This is a genomic window from Candidatus Hydrogenedentota bacterium (assembly GCA_019695095.1).
Lineage (GTDB): Bacteria > Hydrogenedentota > Hydrogenedentia > Hydrogenedentales > SLHB01 > JAIBAQ01.
The window spans coordinates 1-16,316 of record JAIBAQ010000032.1 but is presented as its reverse complement, the minus strand read 5'-3'; the positions used below and the strand labels follow the sequence as shown (position 1 = coordinate 16,316).

General features: G+C 57.8%; 11 protein-coding genes and 1 tRNA gene. 8 read left to right on the top strand and 4 right to left on the bottom strand.

Annotation, left to right across the window (positions count from 1 at the left end):
* Nucleotides 1-4: 4 nt before the first annotated feature.
* The 3 genes from selD to K1Y02_07735 all read right to left on the bottom strand — a co-directional run bounded on the left by selD (nucleotide 5) and on the right by K1Y02_07735 (nucleotide 3,181).
* Complete coding sequence (gene selD / locus K1Y02_07745) at nucleotides 5-1,645, bottom strand: selenide, water dikinase SelD (protein ID MBX7256240.1); 1,641 nt, start codon at nucleotides 1,643-1,645, stop codon at nucleotides 5-7.
* 25 nt (nucleotides 1,646-1,670) lie between these two features.
* Complete coding sequence (selA, locus tag K1Y02_07740; protein ID MBX7256239.1) at nucleotides 1,671-3,065, bottom strand: L-seryl-tRNA(Sec) selenium transferase; 1,395 nt, start codon at nucleotides 3,063-3,065, stop codon at nucleotides 1,671-1,673.
* A gap of 22 nt (nucleotides 3,066-3,087) precedes the next feature.
* Nucleotides 3,088-3,181: transfer RNA gene (locus K1Y02_07735), tRNA-Sec, on the bottom strand.
* A gap of 744 nt (nucleotides 3,182-3,925) precedes the next feature.
* Between K1Y02_07735 and K1Y02_07730 the strand changes: the two genes are divergently transcribed.
* The 3 genes from K1Y02_07730 (at nucleotide 3,926) to der (ending at nucleotide 8,420) form a co-directional block, all read left to right on the top strand.
* Nucleotides 3,926-6,352 carry a DNA internalization-related competence protein ComEC/Rec2 gene (locus tag K1Y02_07730; protein MBX7256238.1) on the top strand — a complete coding sequence of 809 codons (2,427 nt, stop codon included), beginning with the start codon at nucleotides 3,926-3,928 and terminating at the stop codon, nucleotides 6,350-6,352.
* 164 nt (nucleotides 6,353-6,516) lie between these two features.
* Entirely contained in the window at nucleotides 6,517-7,074 is a 558-nt protein-coding gene (locus K1Y02_07725; protein ID MBX7256237.1) for a CDP-alcohol phosphatidyltransferase family protein, read from the top strand.
* Entirely contained in the window at nucleotides 7,074-8,420 is a 1,347-nt protein-coding gene (gene der, locus K1Y02_07720) for a ribosome biogenesis GTPase Der (GenBank protein MBX7256236.1), read from the top strand. The genes K1Y02_07725 and der overlap by 1 nt, the downstream gene beginning before the upstream one ends.
* A 55-nt stretch (nucleotides 8,421-8,475) precedes the next feature.
* Here der and K1Y02_07715 read toward each other — a convergent pair whose 3' ends face one another.
* Nucleotides 8,476-11,472: a M4 family metallopeptidase gene (locus K1Y02_07715; protein MBX7256235.1), complete on the bottom strand. Its 2,997-nt coding sequence runs from the start codon at nucleotides 11,470-11,472 to the stop codon at nucleotides 8,476-8,478.
* A gap of 547 nt (nucleotides 11,473-12,019) precedes the next feature.
* Here K1Y02_07715 and rpmH point away from each other — a divergent pair.
* The 5 genes from rpmH to K1Y02_07690 all read left to right on the top strand — a co-directional run bounded on the left by rpmH (nucleotide 12,020) and on the right by K1Y02_07690 (nucleotide 16,246).
* Nucleotides 12,020-12,154: a 50S ribosomal protein L34 gene (gene rpmH / locus K1Y02_07710; protein MBX7256234.1), complete on the top strand. Its 135-nt coding sequence runs from the start codon at nucleotides 12,020-12,022 to the stop codon at nucleotides 12,152-12,154.
* A 21-nt stretch (nucleotides 12,155-12,175) separates the two neighbouring features.
* Entirely contained in the window at nucleotides 12,176-12,535 is a 360-nt protein-coding gene (rnpA, locus tag K1Y02_07705; GenBank protein ID MBX7256233.1) for a ribonuclease P protein component, read from the top strand.
* Nucleotides 12,528-12,746: a membrane protein insertion efficiency factor YidD gene (gene yidD / locus K1Y02_07700; GenBank protein MBX7256232.1), complete on the top strand. Its 219-nt coding sequence runs from the start codon at nucleotides 12,528-12,530 to the stop codon at nucleotides 12,744-12,746. Before rnpA ends, yidD begins: the two co-directional genes overlap by 8 nt.
* A gap of 142 nt (nucleotides 12,747-12,888) precedes the next feature.
* Entirely contained in the window at nucleotides 12,889-14,769 is a 1,881-nt protein-coding gene (gene yidC / locus K1Y02_07695) for a membrane protein insertase YidC (protein MBX7256231.1), read from the top strand.
* Nucleotides 14,770-14,878: 109 nt separating this feature from the next.
* Nucleotides 14,879-16,246 carry a Jag N-terminal domain-containing protein gene (locus tag K1Y02_07690; GenBank protein ID MBX7256230.1) on the top strand — a complete coding sequence of 456 codons (1,368 nt, stop codon included), beginning with the start codon at nucleotides 14,879-14,881 and terminating at the stop codon, nucleotides 16,244-16,246.
* Nucleotides 16,247-16,316: the final 70 nt, after the last annotated feature.

Below are 16,316 nucleotides of genomic sequence, written 5' to 3'. Positions count from 1 at the left end.
GCGTCTACTCCTTTCCCCCCCGGTTCTTTGCTCGTTGCGCAGCGAGCTCGTCGACGGCTTCCTTGTAGAACACCATCGCCGTGCATCCGCCGAACGCGATAGCGAGGTTGGCGGCCTCGTCGATCTCGGCCTGGGAGATGCCCATGGCCAACGCGCCCTTGAGGTGAATGGCCAGGCACGGCTTGCACTTGTGCGCAATCGAAAGAATGACGGCCATCAACTTCTTCGCACGCCGGTCAATACGCCCTGGCTCATTGGCCTTCTTCATGAAGTCCTGGAATACGGCTAGGACTTCGGCCTCGTTGGTCCCTTGCTCTTCGAAGAGATCGCCGCAGCACGACGTGCCGTCCTCAACCGAATCCGTCACGTGACTTTCCTCCGTAGTTGCCGTCTTGAGGGATGGCAATGCTCCCACAAAGTTGCTCAGTTGGGTGTTTGTTACGGCCACGCGTCCCTCGCCGTCTTCCGATGCTCGTATGCGGCCGATGACTGCCACGCCCTTGTGGCCGCGGGCATTCAAGTCCGCCACCAACTGCGCGGCCCTGTCTTCCGGTAAAGCGATCAACAATCCTCCCGACGTTTGCGGGTCGAACAGGATCGGCAGATTCTCAGGGTGCCCATCATCCGTTATCCGCATCCACGCCATCGCATAAGCACGGTTCCGATCGACGGCTCCAGGTAATATCTCTTCCCGCAAACACGCGGCCGCGATTCCGAAAACGGGAAGCCGCGTCATATCCACCTCGGCAACGACGCCGCTTCCGCGTGCCATCGAGACCAAGTGGCCCGCGAGACCGAATCCGGTGATGTCCGTGCACGCATGCGCCTGATACCGGCACATCAGTTCGGCGGCATCCTTGTTGAGGGTCGCCATCGCCATGCCTGCATCTGTTAACGCGTCCGGTTCACAACGCCCCAACTGGGCCGCATACGCCGCCAGCCCGGTACCCAGCGGTTTGGTCAATACGAGCACGTCGCCGGGCAACGCCCGATCGCGCGCAACGACCCGTTCGGTGTCGATCAGACCGGTAACTGCGAATCCGCACTTGATCTCGGGATCGTTAATGCTGTGCCCGCCGAGCAAGGCGCAGTTCGCCTCGGCCAGCTTGTCCATACCGCCACGCAACATCGCCTCCATGATGGACCCATCAAGTTCATCGATTGGGAATCCGACAATGGACAGGGCCGTCAGCGGTTGCCCTCCCATTGCATAGACGTCGCTCAACGAATTTGCCGCAGCGATCTGGCCGAACAAATAGGGATCGTCGACGCAAGGCGTGAATACGTCCACGGTTTGGACAAGCGAACGGTGTTCATCAAGGCGATACACCCCGGCGTCATCACCCGCTGCAGCACCCAGAAGTACGCGTGGGTCCGTCACCGAAGGAAGATTCTTGATAATCTGAAGGAGATCGGCTTGGCCGATCTTGGATGCGCACCCCGCCTTGCGCACATGCTTGGTCAGGGCAATGTTTTTCGGCTTATTGGCGGGCCGCTCGCCCGCGCAGTGACAGATATTCTGCTCCACGAGTTCCGGGCACGGACACGGTTGCTTGAGGTTGCACACACAGTGACCCAGCTTCTGCGAGCGAGACATAACGGTTTCGCGCCGGATAGGATCGACCGCTATCCCCTGTTCAGGCATCACCCTCCCCTTCTCTCAAGAATCGTCACGCGCTGAGCCGCTTGAGGGCCTCAAGCACGATGGCGGCCTCGCCTTCCAACAAGGTCCGCATATCGAATACGACCTTGTCGTCCGCGATACGGGCAATAATGGGCGGCTCGTTGCGCCGCAACAACGCACTCAATCGTTCGGCTGACATGCCACCGTCACGTACCGTCAACAGACAGGTCGGAATCGGAGTCGCCGGAAGCGATCCGCCCCCCATGGCACTCTCCCCTGCTTCCACCGAAACGGTGAACGAGGTCCCGGCGGCGTCCAACTGCTCCTTCAGTAAGACGGCGGCCGACTTCAATTCGTTGACCGGAGCCGCCAACATTCTGAGCGTGGGATTGTTCGCGACGAGCGTTTCGGGAGTAAGGAACAACCGCAGCGTGTGCTCCAGCGCCACGTCGGTCAGCTTGCACACGCGCAGCATTCGTGTCAGCGGGTGCTTGCGAATCCGCTGTACCAATGCCTTCTTGCCCACGATGATCCCGCATTGAGGACCCCCAATGAGCTTGTCTCCGCTGAAACACACAAGGTCGGCTCCTGCCGCCACGCTCTCTTGCACGGTAGGCTCGTGCGGCAAACCGAACTGAGTCAGATCGACGAGCGCACCGCACCCCAAGTCGTCTATGACAAGCGCCGGCGTCTTTTCCTTCAAACTAACCAACTCGCCTATGGAGACTTCCTTGGAGAATCCAACAATGCGGTAGTTGCTGGGATTGACCCGGAGAATCGCTCCCGTCTCTTCCGTTAGCGCGGCCTCGTAATCGCGTAGATGCGTTTTATTGGTCGTTCCCACTTCGACGAGGTGCGCTCCGCTCTGATGCACGCAGTCGGGCAGACGGTAGGAGCCGCCTATCTCGATAAGCTGCCCCCGGGATACGATTACGTCTTTGCCCGCGCACAATGAGGCCAGGATTAGCAGGGTCGCGGCGGCGTTATTGTTGACGAGAAGCGCGTCCTCCGCGCCGGTCAGCGCGCAAAGCAGCCGCTGGCACTCGTAATTGCGCTTGCCTCGCAAACCGGACGCGAGGTCAATCTGTATGTTGCAGCACCGGTCTTGCTGCCCAAGCGCCTGCGCGGCCTGACGCGGCAGCACGGCCCGGCCCAAGCCCGTGTGAAGGATGATTCCCGTCGCGTTGACGACCGGACGAAGACGGTCAAGAGAATCCTCTTCCAGGCGCAGGCGGGTCTGCTCAAGCACTACCTCGACGCCAGGAACGGCCTCGATTTTGTCAAGAGTGTTTCTATACCCATCGAGAACAGAACGGACCGCATCCAAGACGATTGGCCGGGAATACCGGGCGACATACGACTGGCATTCCGGTGTATCCAGCAGTTTAGAGACTGATGGGAGCCGTGTACGCGGATCGTTGGGAGCGTTCGTGTCGTTCATCGTGTCGCAGTGGGTTGAGAATTGGCGGAGGTGAATGGGAGTCGAACCCACCCATCGCCGTTAAGCGATACAACGGTTTTGAAGACCGCGGGAACCACCGGATCCCCCTCACCTCCAAATCGGCAAATCTGGAGCTTGGCCCCCCTTCTCCGTTTGAAGTATCGCACGACAAGGGGCGCATGTCAAAGCGTGACGAATTAGTAATGTGCTAATTGGGTGTGCTGCGATCAAAACGGCGTGTTGTCCCGAAAAGGGCGCGAGGGACAGGCATCGTAATGGGATGGGAAAGCGCAAGAAAAGGACGCAAATCGATTCGCTCGCGGGATGTAGCTCCTTTTTGCCGATCTCCCGGACACATGACCACCCTAGGGAGGAAATGCTTGACTTAATGGGCAAAATCCAGTAAAGTTCTAGCATTGGAATAGCGTATCGCCAGCGATCTATCCAGAATGTGCAACAAATGCCGTTTGTACTTGTATGGATAGCACGAGGTATCTGTAGGGGAATTTCTGTACAGCGATTCAGGGTAGGGATACTGCCCTTTCTTGACAAAGCCTTTTTGGGTAGCGTAGTATGGTGTTGCGTTGGAACCTGAGCATATGGCTCAGAGCAAGAAGGAGGAAAGCATGGACATCGTGTTGGATTTCTGGTATACCGTACTTCTGTGGATCATCCACCTTATCTTCGGGTTCACCACCCCGACCGTATAAGCTCCGTATTCGTACGGGCTTAGATCTAGTTTTTGAAGAAGAGCCCCTACTTGCCGTGGGCGAGCAGGTGCTCTTTTTCTTTTTCTCGTCCTCCTCGGATCACGGCCGACCCAATCGGCCCGGGATACCCTGCCATAACGGATTAATCGCGTGAACCGACCGGTGGCGGTCGCCGCTTCCTTCTTCCTCTTTGGGCTTCTGTTTGCCAGTTTCGCCCATGTCGTCCACGTCTGGTTGCCGTGCTTGGTTCTCTTCAGCGGGCTCACATGCTCCATTTTGGCGCAAAAACGGCGAGCATTGCGGCTGTTGACTGTTGCTCTGGTCTTCTCGGGTTCGGGCGGGTTCATCTGGGTCCTGCACCATGCCGACGGCCCTGGCGATCCGTTCAGTCGCATAGCCGAGACGTATCACGATGTCCCGGTGGAAATCGAGGGCCACGTACTTCAGGCGGGGCTGGTAAATCCCAAACATGAGTCCATAACCCTGATCGTCGCCGTTGACCGTTACCAGCTATCCGACGGCGTAGTGCGCCAGACAGAAGGCAACGTGCTTGTCCGCTGGATCCACCCGGACAAACAGCCCTACTGCGGTGAACGGGTGCGTGTCCGTGGCCAGCTCTCTGTCACCATCGCGCAGGTAAACCCCGGCATCGGCGGCGTGGAGACCTACTATCGGCTGCAAAACGTGCACAGCATGATCACCGCCGCTGATCTGGGAAGCGTGGAGCGAATTTCAGAAGCACCTCTCCTGTCACCAGCCTACTGGGCGTCGCGCTTGAGAGCAGCGCTCGCCACGCGCCTCGCAGCCGTGATGCCCAAGCAGATACTCCCCTTTGTCTACGCAGTCTGGTTAGGTGAACGCTCCAGTCTCTCGGAAGGCGAGTTCCAGTCCTACGTGGAATCGGGAACGGCGCATATTCTCTCGGTGTCGGGCGTCCACGTAAGCATCATCTTCCTGAGCGCCGATTTTGTGCTCGGACTGTTCATCCGGTCGCGAAGAACGCGGGCGACTCTCAGCGTCTTGATTGTTTTGCTGTATGCATTGATGACAGGCGCGAGTACACCCAGCGTGCGGGCAGCCTTGATGGTCTGTATCTACCTCGCCGCCGAATTCGTCGACCGGGACCCCGATACGCCAACCGCCCTGAGTATCGCCGCACTCGTATTCCTCGTATGGAATCCGGACCTCGTATTCGATGTCGGGTTTCAATTGTCGTTTCTTAGCCTTGCATCAATTCTTGTTTTCAGCGCACCGCTCCAGAACGGACTCGACGCCCTCCGTAGTCGAATTGTGCGCACCATCAGAAAAAAAAGAGTACCGGACGCTGAATCTCGCGCGTGGCAATTCCTTCGCGCGCCTGTTGCCACAACGCTATCGGTTCAGATACTGCCTGTGCCTATGGCCGTTCGAGCATTCCACGTGTTTTCCGTTTCAGCGCCGTTTTCGAATCTGTTGATAATTCCGCTGCTGACCGCCGTTCTGTGGTTATGCTTTGCAGCGTCCATCTTCTGCTGGTTTTCGCCGGCCCTCGCGCAAATCTTCGGCCACGCGGCAGGTCCCGCAATCATCTTGATTCAGCGTGTCGCGGATTGGTCGCGTGTCTCGTACGCAGTGACGACACCCACCCCCACGGCCGTTGCGTTGCTGTGGTCGGGCGCTTTTGCCTGGTTAACCGTGGGTAGCGCTCTCGGCGCATCGAGGAAGTGGTTTCGTGGAACGCTCGCTACCGGTCTACTTGTGTTGTCGCTGGTCTTCTGGAGGCCACTGTTTCCCGAGCCCGAGATTGTCTTCTTGGATGTGGGTCACGGCGATTCAGCCTTCCTATGCTTTCCCGGCGGAGGAACCGCACTGATTGACGCAGGAGACAAGGTCAAGAACGTCGACTACGGAAAGCGCATCGTCACTCCGTTTCTGTTGTCACGAGGACTCACGCACTTGGACCTCCTCTTCGTGAGCCACTCCGACAGCGACCATATCGGCGGAGCGCTGACCATCGTCGATCGATTCTCCGTGGGCGCCGTTATTCTCGGCCCGCATCCCTCCGATAATCCGATGGAACAAGACCTAATCGGGCGCTGCAACCGGCGAGGCATCCCGGTTCGGCGCACAACGCAAGGCGACACATGGAAACTCGGTTCCGGCACGTTTGACGTGTTGTATCCCTCCGCTGGGCAGGCGCCGGAAAAGGGTACTAATGAGAATAGTCTGGTGTTGCGTGTTCATTTCGGAAATCTGTCCATACTCTTCCCCGGAGACGTGGAAGATACCGCGGAATCCAAACTGGCGGATATCGATTGCCGCTGCGATATCCTCAAGGTTCCCCATCACGGTTCGGCCACCTCAAGTACTCCAGCCTTTCTAAATCGCGCCGCCCCAAAAGCGGCGGTTGTATCCACGGGTGGACGCCAGGGAAGTGAGCCGGTGGATGACACCGTCATGTTGCGTTACCGCGAGCGAGAGATTCCGGTTTGGCGCACGGACTACGAGGGAGCGATTCGCGTGCGGTATCGGCGGAATTCACTTGTCATAGAAGGGGAACGTGAGATTCGGGAGTACCCAATGCCTCGGACAAATTGAGTGGCAATGCCGATTGGCATTGCTTGTAAGAGCATGGGGTCGCTATACTTCTGCTCTGGTAGTAGCTAATTCCTTTCGTCATTTGCCGTAAAAATGGCGAGTTCCTGTGTCATCGCAGGGCATCGAAAGGAATGTAGTGTGTTCATTTCACAGAGAGCCTTGGCATGACTCTGGCAAATCGAATCACCATCGGAAGACTTGTCCTGATTCCGGTGTTCATCGTCCTCATCATGAGCTATACACGCGAAGAGCCGTTCTTCCGAATTGCCGCGCTCGTCACATTCATTGTCGCGGCTGTCAGCGACGGCATAGACGGCTTTGTGGCGCGCGCCTATAACCAAAAATCGAAGCTGGGGGCCGTACTCGATCCGCTGGCAGACAAACTGCTCGTGAATCTGGCTTTCGTATTTCTCGCCGTCAACGACCAGTTGCGCACGCCAATTCCAGCTTGGTTTCCCGTGGTCATCCTGAGTCGCGATGCGATCATCGTTATTGGCGCCTACCTCATCAACGAGTATTTCGGCCCCGTGCGCGTACGCCCGCAAATCAGCGGCAAACTAACGACAACCTTCCAGATGGCGCTGATCATTTCCGTATTGCTTGAACTGAATCCGCGCTTTGTTTGGGGATTTCTGATTGCTACCCTGGTCGTGTCTGTGTTTTCGTTTGTGGACTATTTACGAGCCGGCGTCAAGCAGGTCGGCAATGAGGACCAAGCCTGATGTCTCGCCGCGCGAAGTTGCCCCTTATCGCCATCTGTGGCCGCCCCAATGTCGGCAAATCCACCCTCTTTAACCGGCTGGTCGGGCGGCAACGCGCGATCGTGCATTTGGAAGAGGGCGTCACGCGGGATCGAACCTACGCCACGGCGGACTGGGATGGGAGAAAAGTCCGAGTAGTCGATACCGGTGGCATCGTCGAAAACCCCACCGATCCAATCACGCACCGAATCCAGGAGCAAGTCCGTGTCGCCTTCGAAGAAGCGAGCGTGGTGGTTTTCGTTGTAGATGGTCAACAGGAACTAACCCGGGTTGACTATGAAGTTCGCGACGAGTTGCTCAAGCTCGGAAAGCCCGTCGTGCTGGCCGTTAACAAGCTGGACAACCATAGACTGCAGCAGCAACGGACGGACTTCTACGAATTGGGACTGGGAGAACCGTATGCTATTTCGTCCTCCCACAACCTGGGTATCGAAGACCTCACGGACGCCATTGTCGCGCACCTACCCGAATGCGCGCCCGCGGAAGAAGAATCGGAAACCGAGCCCGCCATAACTCGGGTGGCCGTCGTCGGCAAGCCCAATGTCGGCAAGTCCTCGTTCGTTAACGCAATCCTCAACGAAGAGCGAAGCATCGTTGATTCGACTCCGGGTACGACGCGCGACGCTATCGACATCGACTTCCGCTGGAAAGACAAAGACTATCTGCTTATCGATACCGCGGGCATGCGCCGCAGGTCGGGGATTAAGAAGGAAGTCGAACTCTTCAGCGTGTCGCGCAGCCTGCGCGCCGTGCGAAGGGCCGACGTCTGCCTCGTAATGATCGATGCTACCGACGGAATCAGCGAACAAGACAAACGCATCGTCAACTACGTCAAGGAACAAGGCCGAGGCATGGTCCTGGTTTGGACCAAGTGGGACCTCGTAGAAAACAAAGAACAGCGTTTCAAGGCGCTCGCCGAAGAAATCGATCTCAAAGCCCCGTTTTTGCGGTACGTGCCGTACGTCACCATCTCGAATATGTCGCGACAGCGGTTGTTCACAACCTTCGAGTTCATCGACCGCGTCGCGGCAGAAACTGAGAAGCGAGTTTCGACCAGCGCGCTCAACGCCTTTCTCGACGAACTGCGCGCCACCCAGCCGCCTTCAACACACAAGGGTGGAACGCCCAAGATCAAATACGCGACTCAGGCAAGCGTCAAACCCACGACCTTCGTGTTCTTTGTCAACAAGAAGAGCCTGTTCCACTTCAGCTATCTGCGTTTCATCGAGAACCGCATTCGAGAGAAATTCGGTTTTGAAGGCGTGCCCGTGACAGTCGAGTTACGCGAAAGCGCCCCCAAAGAATAGCGAAAGGGGACGCCCTCGGGGGCATCCCCTGCTATACCTGCCGTGAGCGGGTCTCTTATACCTCGCGTCGCCGACGGACGTGGACACGAATCGTCAGCACCCCCGTAACCAGCAATGCCAAAGCCAGCCCTGCGTACGGCAAAGGCACGTCCGGCACGTCATTGGCATTGTACGGATCGGTATTAAAAGCCACTTCGACAAAATCGTCAATTCCATCGCCATCCGAATCGGTGTCTATGTAATTCGGTATGGAGTCCCCGTCGACATCTGCTGGCGCGAGGCTCTCATCTTCGTCGGACAGACCGTCTCCATCCGAATCCAGATCCAGGTAGTTGGGAGTACCGTCGTGATCGGTGTCGGTGGCCGACTCGACCGAGTCATTGATGCCATCCCCATCCGAGTCCGAATCCTCAAAGTTGCCGATTGAATCGTTGTCCGAATCGCCGTTGCCTTCAATGTAATCAGGAATGCCATCGGAGTCATGGTCCACGCTGCAGCCAGCGCTATCGGTCATGTCCGTTTCTTCGAATGTATAAGCATCCCAATCTCCGCTCGACAGACCGACCACTCCGAAAATCGCGTCGACACCCAGATACGTGAACCGGATCTTCCCATCGAAGAACATCTCGATCTGGAAAGTCGTATAGCCTCCCATCCAAAAATCGGGCACCCACAAGTAGGTCACCACAAGGCGATCGGCCATCTGCCGGTAGCCAACATTGCCGTAGAGGTCGGGCATGAAGTCATTGAAGAGCCCGGAAACGCGCGGCTGGCTGAAATGGTTGTCAAGATTGTCAATGTACCCGATATCCGGTCCAAGGAACGTCAAATTGCCATTGCTGCCGATGTACACGGATGAATACGCTTGTCCGTATAACGACACTGTCTTCCCTCCGGTGAGTGCGACCAACCGGTAGTCGTCATCTGCCATAGACGTCCATGTCATCGTGGACGCATCGACTGGGAACACAGATGCGGACTGCGAACAGGTCGCGTAGAAATCGCCTGTGCCAATCGGCGTAAACGTGATCATCGTATTGTCGAGATCGTTGTCCCCATATTCGAAAAACTCCGCGAAATACGTGTCCGGCTTTTGTATGCCCGTGGTCGCGCGACTCCGCGAGGGCGGCGAATACGACTCTTCGCTGAATTCATCCAGGCCATAGTATGCGTAGGCCGTGTAGTAATACGTGGTTCCTTGCGCGTAGGGACCATCAACGCAACTCGTTCCCGTTCCTGAGTAGATTACCGTCCCGTCAGACGGACTCGACGAATACGAGCCGGACTTCCGCACGACCTTAATCGTCGCGGGCGAGGACGGATTGGTCCACGTTATCGTGATGTTGGGATTGCCGGAAGAACTGTTCGCTTTAAAATCGCTCACACCTTCGGGCAGTCCGCCGATTTCGACCGCGCGGCAGGCCCGCTCCACCGAGTTCCTTTCCGATAACGTCAGACCGATATTGATTGCGGCCTGCGTCAATTGCGTGTACAAGTCGGCGTAATCCGAAGAACTCGTGAGGAGGTTCGCCTGCGCCTCGTAGAAAAGGTCCGCTGTCTTGGATATTCCCAGGGGAATAACGGTGCGACCGTTGAAATCATCGCCGTCCGTCAGCAGGTAGCACAGCTTGTTTCCAACACCGCTATTGATATGCACGTCCGCGCCGGCATGGAACAAAGGGCTGTAGTAACGATCCGGATCGCCGTACACGGTCGGATTGGCCATATCGCGAATGGGGCCTCCGGAGATGTCTTCGCCCATTAGCCAACGCACCGACGCGCTGTCATTGCCCGCGCCATTGGTAAGGTCAATGAACTCTCCCCAGATGTCCGAAAACGACTCGTTAATCGCACCGGACTCATCGAAGTAGTCCAGGTTCGACTCGTACTGCGTCACGCCGTGCGTCAACTCATGAGCCGTCACGTCGTCTGTCGCGAATCCGTCGCCGAAGTGCATCGTCTCCCCATTCCAGAATGCGTTACTGTAAGGACAAAACTCTGCAGATTCACAGTATCGAACCGTGGCGATGAGCGCCATACCCAAACCGTTGATACTGTCGCGTCCATGTTCGGTGCTATAGAAATCATACGTGTCGCCCAGGAATTCATAAGCATTGTCGACTTCTGTAATGCCGCTCGCCCCCTGCCCTTCCGACCGCCGGAGCGTGCCCGGGTCGGCCGTCGTGTTGTTGGAGTCGTAGACCTGACGGTTCTTCGCCTCGTGAATAAGCGAAAAGTGATACACAATACGGCCGGAGTGCGCATCCACAATTACGCGTTCCTTGAACACCGCCTCCGTCTTCGAGGCAATCTCCATCTGCCACGCCAACACCGGTTTGCCAGTCCGCCCGACAACTACTGGCGCGAAGATGACGAGAACCGGTTCCGACTGTACTTCCAGTTCGTCCGGTTTCAGTTCCTTCTTCTGGCCCAGCTTGAAAGCAACCGCTTTGGCCGCATCGGTAGTAAGCGTGGGCTTGAGAAGACCTTTGTCGGTATCAAAAGGCGTGCTGCCGCGCAGGATATCGCTCAAAACACTTCGCACTCCCCCATTGGGATCGACCTGAACCACCATGCGTCCGTTATACACAGGGACGCCTCCAATCACTTGCTGAAGATGGACAACGGTGTCAGCCGACGACATCCCTTTCGAATGGAGCGTAAACTGCGTGTCCGCCCCGATTGCTCCAAACAACCCCGCGTGCTTGCTGACAAACGCGACAGCTACCGATTCCGCATCCGCTTTCTGTTTCAACGGAGAAACGAACGCGCCTTCCGGTCCGCTGCTCAACGAGCGGACATAGCCGTCAGCGCTCAGCGTATGTCTTGGCGTAGCAACCGTTTTCGCCCCCGAAACGCTTCCCAGCAGCGCATTCAACTCCTCGGGATTGGCCTGCGCGAATCCCGGATACGCGAGCACCAGTCCCAACATCAGCGCCGCGAACACCTTCAGCACGCGCTTCGTGCCCTTGTAGCCTGCACGGCCAATTTTTCGTGAGGAACTACCCGTAAGCCCCCTGCTGCAATCGTGACGATTACCGTACGGATTCATTGCGCCTCCCTCATATGCGATCGAGTTCGAACCTACGAACCCAAACTGCTCTCGCAACCCCAAAACCTGCGTCAATGCCTCTTCATTCTGCCTGTTCAGCCGCTATCCGTCAATAGGACAGTCAATTTAAAGTGCGGGCGTCCGTTGGTCCAAGTGCCCCACACGCTCAACGCGACTTACCTCTTGTCTCTTCTCCATAGATGCGAATGAACGCGGAATCGTTGATATTCCAGAACGGCACTTGATACGGGAAAATGGCGGAATCCTGGCGCAACGTGCTGCCCTACATGCATTTGACTCTTTTTGTGGGAATAGACTATAGTACCGCGTTACCTTGAGATGCACAGACTGGATGTATCTGCGCCAATTGGCAAGAGGTAAGCGGTGCGGCTTGGCCTCGCGGGCAATGTATCTGCCTTTGGCAAGCGTTCCGAAAAGCCCGGCCACTGGGCCGGTAACCCATAGAGAGCCCCGGAGCGGGCGAACGCGACGTCACTGCGTCTACAGGTGGGGACGTGGTGAATGTACAAGGAAAAAGGAGAATCCGGTGAAGCGTACTTTTCAACCATCGATTGTGAAACGCAAACGAACGCACGGATTTCGTGCTCGTATGGCGACCCCCGGCGGACGGACGGTGCTGAGCCGTCGTCGTGCTAAGGGCCGCAAGCGGCTGGCGTTGTAACAGGGAGGCGGCGAGTCTGTTGTGCCGGGGCCACAAGGCTTTCCACGGCGTGAGCGGCTTACCCGAAAACGCGAATATGAACTCGTGTTTCGGAACGGGCGTAAACGGGTGGGACCTGCCTTCATTTGCTACGTGGCCCGGCAGGAAGGTGAAGGTCGAAAATTCGGGTTGGCTGTCTCGCGAAAAGTGGGCTCGGCAGTGGTTCGAAATCGCGTCAAGCGGTTTCTTCGCGAGTTCTATCGCACCCACCGCGCCCAATTGGCCCACGACGTGCACATTGTGGTCGTCGCGCGCCCGCAAGCGGCCGAGTTGAGCTTTCACCAATGTACGGAAGCGATGCGGCGGCTCCTGAAGCCTGGAGAGTCTTCGGGCAATGAGTAGGGTCCTGGTAGCGATTGTCCGCCTGTACCAATTGACCCTTTCGCCTTTGCTGAATCTGTTCGGACCGTGTTGCCGGTTCACTCCGAGCTGTTCCCAGTATGCAATTGACGCCCTTCGAAAATACGGGGCATTGCGCGGCACGGGGTTTGCCATTCGACGCATCGCTCGCTGTCATCCCTTCCACGCAGGCGGCTATGACCCTGTCCCTTGATGAATCACCGATCATGAACGATGGGCGCGGATTCTCACCGTGCCGCTCGTGACTGGCTTGCCACCGATAGGCGCAGACTTCGGCAGTTCGAAACAGTTGGAGCACGTTAAGGTTGTTGGACGACGAACAAGATAAATCCGCCATGCGCAACCAGATGGTTGCGATGATGCTTGTGATGTTGCTGGTGGTCATCTGGGTGAATTTCTTCATGCCCGCTCCCCAGCCACGTCCACAGACCGCCCCCGTGGAACAAAAGACCGAATCCGAAAAGCCCTCCGGGATCCTCGAAGCGGAACCTCCCGTGGCTGGCGTAGCCTCTGGCTGGCCGAATTTGCCTCCGGTACCCGCTGCCGATACTGCGGTCACCGATGTTTCGCTCAAAAACGAAGACCTGGAATTGGTGTTCACGCCAGTCGGCGCGCGGCTGAAGCAAGCGCGCGTCTACTTCCACCGCGGCAAAGACGACATGATCAACCTCGTCCCCGAATCACCGGACAAGGTGGATGCGGAATCCGTATATCCGATGGGGATTCGCTTCACGGAACCGTCTCTGCGCGATGAATTGGATCGACGCATCTGGGAAGTGTCGAAAACGGATCTCTCCGTGGCCTTCTCCATTGTGCTCCCAAACGCGGCGAAAATAACCAAAACCTTCACGTTAACGGACTCGCCTCACGTCGTCGATGTACACGTAAGTTACGAAAACCTGGAGACTGCTCCTCGCCGACTCGGCATGGACGATATCCCGGCGTACGTGCTGAACTGGGGTCCAAATGTCCATTCGCTGGACCTGCAGAAGGGCGTACAGCAGCAGTTTATATGGCACACCATGGGCGCCACGGACTGGGTGACCACCGCCAAGTTCACTCCCACAAAGGAAGGCGCCCCGTATAAGAAGACGATTTCGAATCCCGATTGGGTCGGCCTGAAAAGCGCCTACTTCCTCGTTGCATTCAAACCGGAGTCCGACCCCGCAAACGGGTGGGTGGAAGGGACTCACGAACAATTCCGTTTTGGCGTGGCCGCGCCGAGATTCGAACTCGCCGCGGGTGAAACGAAAACCAATACCTTCAAGCTGTACGTCGGCCCCAATGAAACCCGGCAGCTCAAGGAAGCCTGGGCAACCCTCGACACTGCGCTCCGCTTCTTTGATTGGGGGTTCATGGACTGGTTCGCGAAAATCCTCTTGGCCTTGCTGAACTTCTTCCATTCGCTCATTCCCAACTACGGGGTCGCCATCATCATCCTGACCGTCCTCGTGCGCAGCGCAATGTATCCGCTCACGCTCAAGCAGATGAAGTCCATGAAGCGGATGCAGCTACTCGCGCCCGAAATGGAAAAGCTCAAAGAGAAATACAAGGACAATCCACAGGAACTTCAGCAGCAAATCATGCTGATGTACAAGGAACGAGGCGTGAATCCCCTGGGCGGGTGTCTGCCGATGCTCCTCCAATTGCCTGTGTTTATCGCGCTGTACCGGATGCTGTGGAGCGCATACGAACTGCGCGGCGCGCCGTTCATACTGTGGATGACGGACCTTTCCGAACCGGACAAGCTCCTGCACATTCCCGCGCTGGCAAACCTGCCGCTGGGCAATCACATTCAGTTCTTGAACGTGTTGCCGCTGCTCTGCGCAGTCGCCATGGTCATCAGCACCCGCATTATGCCTTCGGCGCCGATACAAGACCCGACCCAAAAAACGATGATGACGATCATGCCGGTCTTCTTCAGCCTGATCTGCTACTCGTTCGCGTCGGGGTTGAACCTATATATCTTGGTCAGCACCGTCCTCGGAATCGCGCAAAACAAACTCGTTCACGTTTCCGCGGGGGACGTTCCAGAGAAGGTGCAGCCGAAACGAAAACAGAACTGGTATGCCGCTGCCATGGCACGTCGCCGTCAGGCAGCCAAGGATACTAAGAAGCAGGTCCCGCAGACGGGTAGGGATCTCAAGGAAAACGGGAAGCGCAAAGAGCCCACGAAGTCGGGAGACGCGACGCCCAAAGACAGACGATCCAAGTAGGGTGTAGGGCCCTATTCCGGATGGCCAGTGTCCGTTGACGTACCGGGGGATACGGACGGCCGGGCGTCATACCGTGCGCGTGCTCAGGCACCCAAGGAGGAAGAAGCAGATGCGATCGGTGGAAGTAACGGCAAAGACCCGGGAGGAGGCCATCAAATTGGCCTTGAAGCAGTTGCGGGCGGAGCGCCACGAAGTCAACGTCGAAATCGTGGACGAGGGGAGTCCAGGATTCTTTGGATTTGGCGCGCGCCCAGTCAAACTGCGGGTTACACACGAATCGGACGAACCGGAAGCTCCGGCTCCCCACGAACCAGAGCGCAGGGAAACTCCCCGGCGCGACGGGCCGCGCCGCGGCGGCGAACAGCGGCGTGATGCAAGCCGGCGGGAAGCCCCTCGGAGCGATGCGCCCCGAAGCGAATCGCCCCGGAGCGAATCGCCCCGCCGCGAAGGCAATCGCCACGAGCAGCCTCGCAGAGAAGGCCCACGCCCCGAGCAACCACGCCGCGAACGAGACGGAAATCGCGCCGAGCAGCCTCGCCGGGAGCGAGACGGAAATCGCGCCGAACAGCCACGCAAAGAAACGCCGCGTCAGGAACAGCCCCGGCGCGAGAGTCCCCGCCCTCCGGCCGAACCATTGACTCCGCCGAGCGAGCGATTCATCGCGGAAGCAGAAGCCTTGCTGCGTGAATTGATCCAGAAGATGGGAATCGAAGCCACGGTCGCCAGCGAGGTCACGGAAAACGGAAGCCTGCGCCTGAAGGTCGAATCGCCGGATTCCGCGATCCTCATCGGCCGGAAAGGCCGCACCCTGCAGTCGCTTCAGTACCTTATCAATCGCATTGCCCATAGCGGTGAAGGCAACGAAGACACCGAGCGGATTGTCGTGGATGTCGAGGGATACGTGGACCGCCGTCGCGAAGCCTTGGAAGATTTGGCTCGCAAGCTTGCCCAACGCGTCAAAGAAACGGGACGCCGCGTCCGCGTGAAGCCCATGAGCCCGGACGAACGACGCATCATACATTTGACCCTGGAAGACGATCCCGAAGTGCGCACGTACAGTGTCGGCGAAGCCTCCGTGCGAAGTGTGATTATCGGCCTCAAGGACGATGCCCCCAATAACGACCGTTCGCCGCGCCGGCGGCCGGACGGCCAACAACGCGATGGTAGAGGCCGCCGCGACAACGGCGGACGACGCCATCCACAGGGCCGTCGCGATTCAGGTCATTCGCGCAACCAACGGGACGGTCGCTCCGTGCGTCCTGACAACGGCAACCGGGCCGATGACAATCAGGAACCCGTGGATGGCAACCGGATCGACTACGAACCGGAATCCCGCGAAGGCAATCGCCCCTCGCGGCGGCGGCGGCCGCGCAGACGGCGTGGCGGCGGACAGCGGGCAGGCGTCGAACAGCAGACCCAGCCTTCGCAGGGCACGGCGGACTTCGATGCGGGATCGAGCGATTCCCAGGACGAGTGAAGACACCATTGCAGCGATCTCGACGCCTCCCGGTGAGGGCGGCATTGGGATCGTGCGGCTAAGCGGGCCC

Bases quoted from the DNA above. Each gene is read 5' to 3' on its own strand.
- selD (MBX7256240.1), bottom strand. From the start codon at position 1,645: ATGCCTGAACAGGGGATAGCGGTCGATCCTATCCGGCGCGAAACCGTT.
- selA (MBX7256239.1), bottom strand. From the start codon at position 3,065: ATGAACGACACGAACGCTCCCAACGATCCGCGTACACGGCTCCCATCA.
- K1Y02_07725 (MBX7256237.1), top strand. From the start codon at position 6,517: ATGACTCTGGCAAATCGAATCACCATCGGAAGACTTGTCCTGATTCCG.
- der (MBX7256236.1), top strand. From the start codon at position 7,074: ATGTCTCGCCGCGCGAAGTTGCCCCTTATCGCCATCTGTGGCCGCCCC.
- K1Y02_07715 (MBX7256235.1), bottom strand. From the start codon at position 11,472: ATGAATCCGTACGGTAATCGTCACGATTGCAGCAGGGGGCTTACGGGT.
- yidD (MBX7256232.1), top strand. From the start codon at position 12,528: ATGAGTAGGGTCCTGGTAGCGATTGTCCGCCTGTACCAATTGACCCTT.
- yidC (MBX7256231.1), top strand. From the start codon at position 12,889: ATGCGCAACCAGATGGTTGCGATGATGCTTGTGATGTTGCTGGTGGTC.
- K1Y02_07690 (MBX7256230.1), top strand. From the start codon at position 14,879: ATGCGATCGGTGGAAGTAACGGCAAAGACCCGGGAGGAGGCCATCAAA.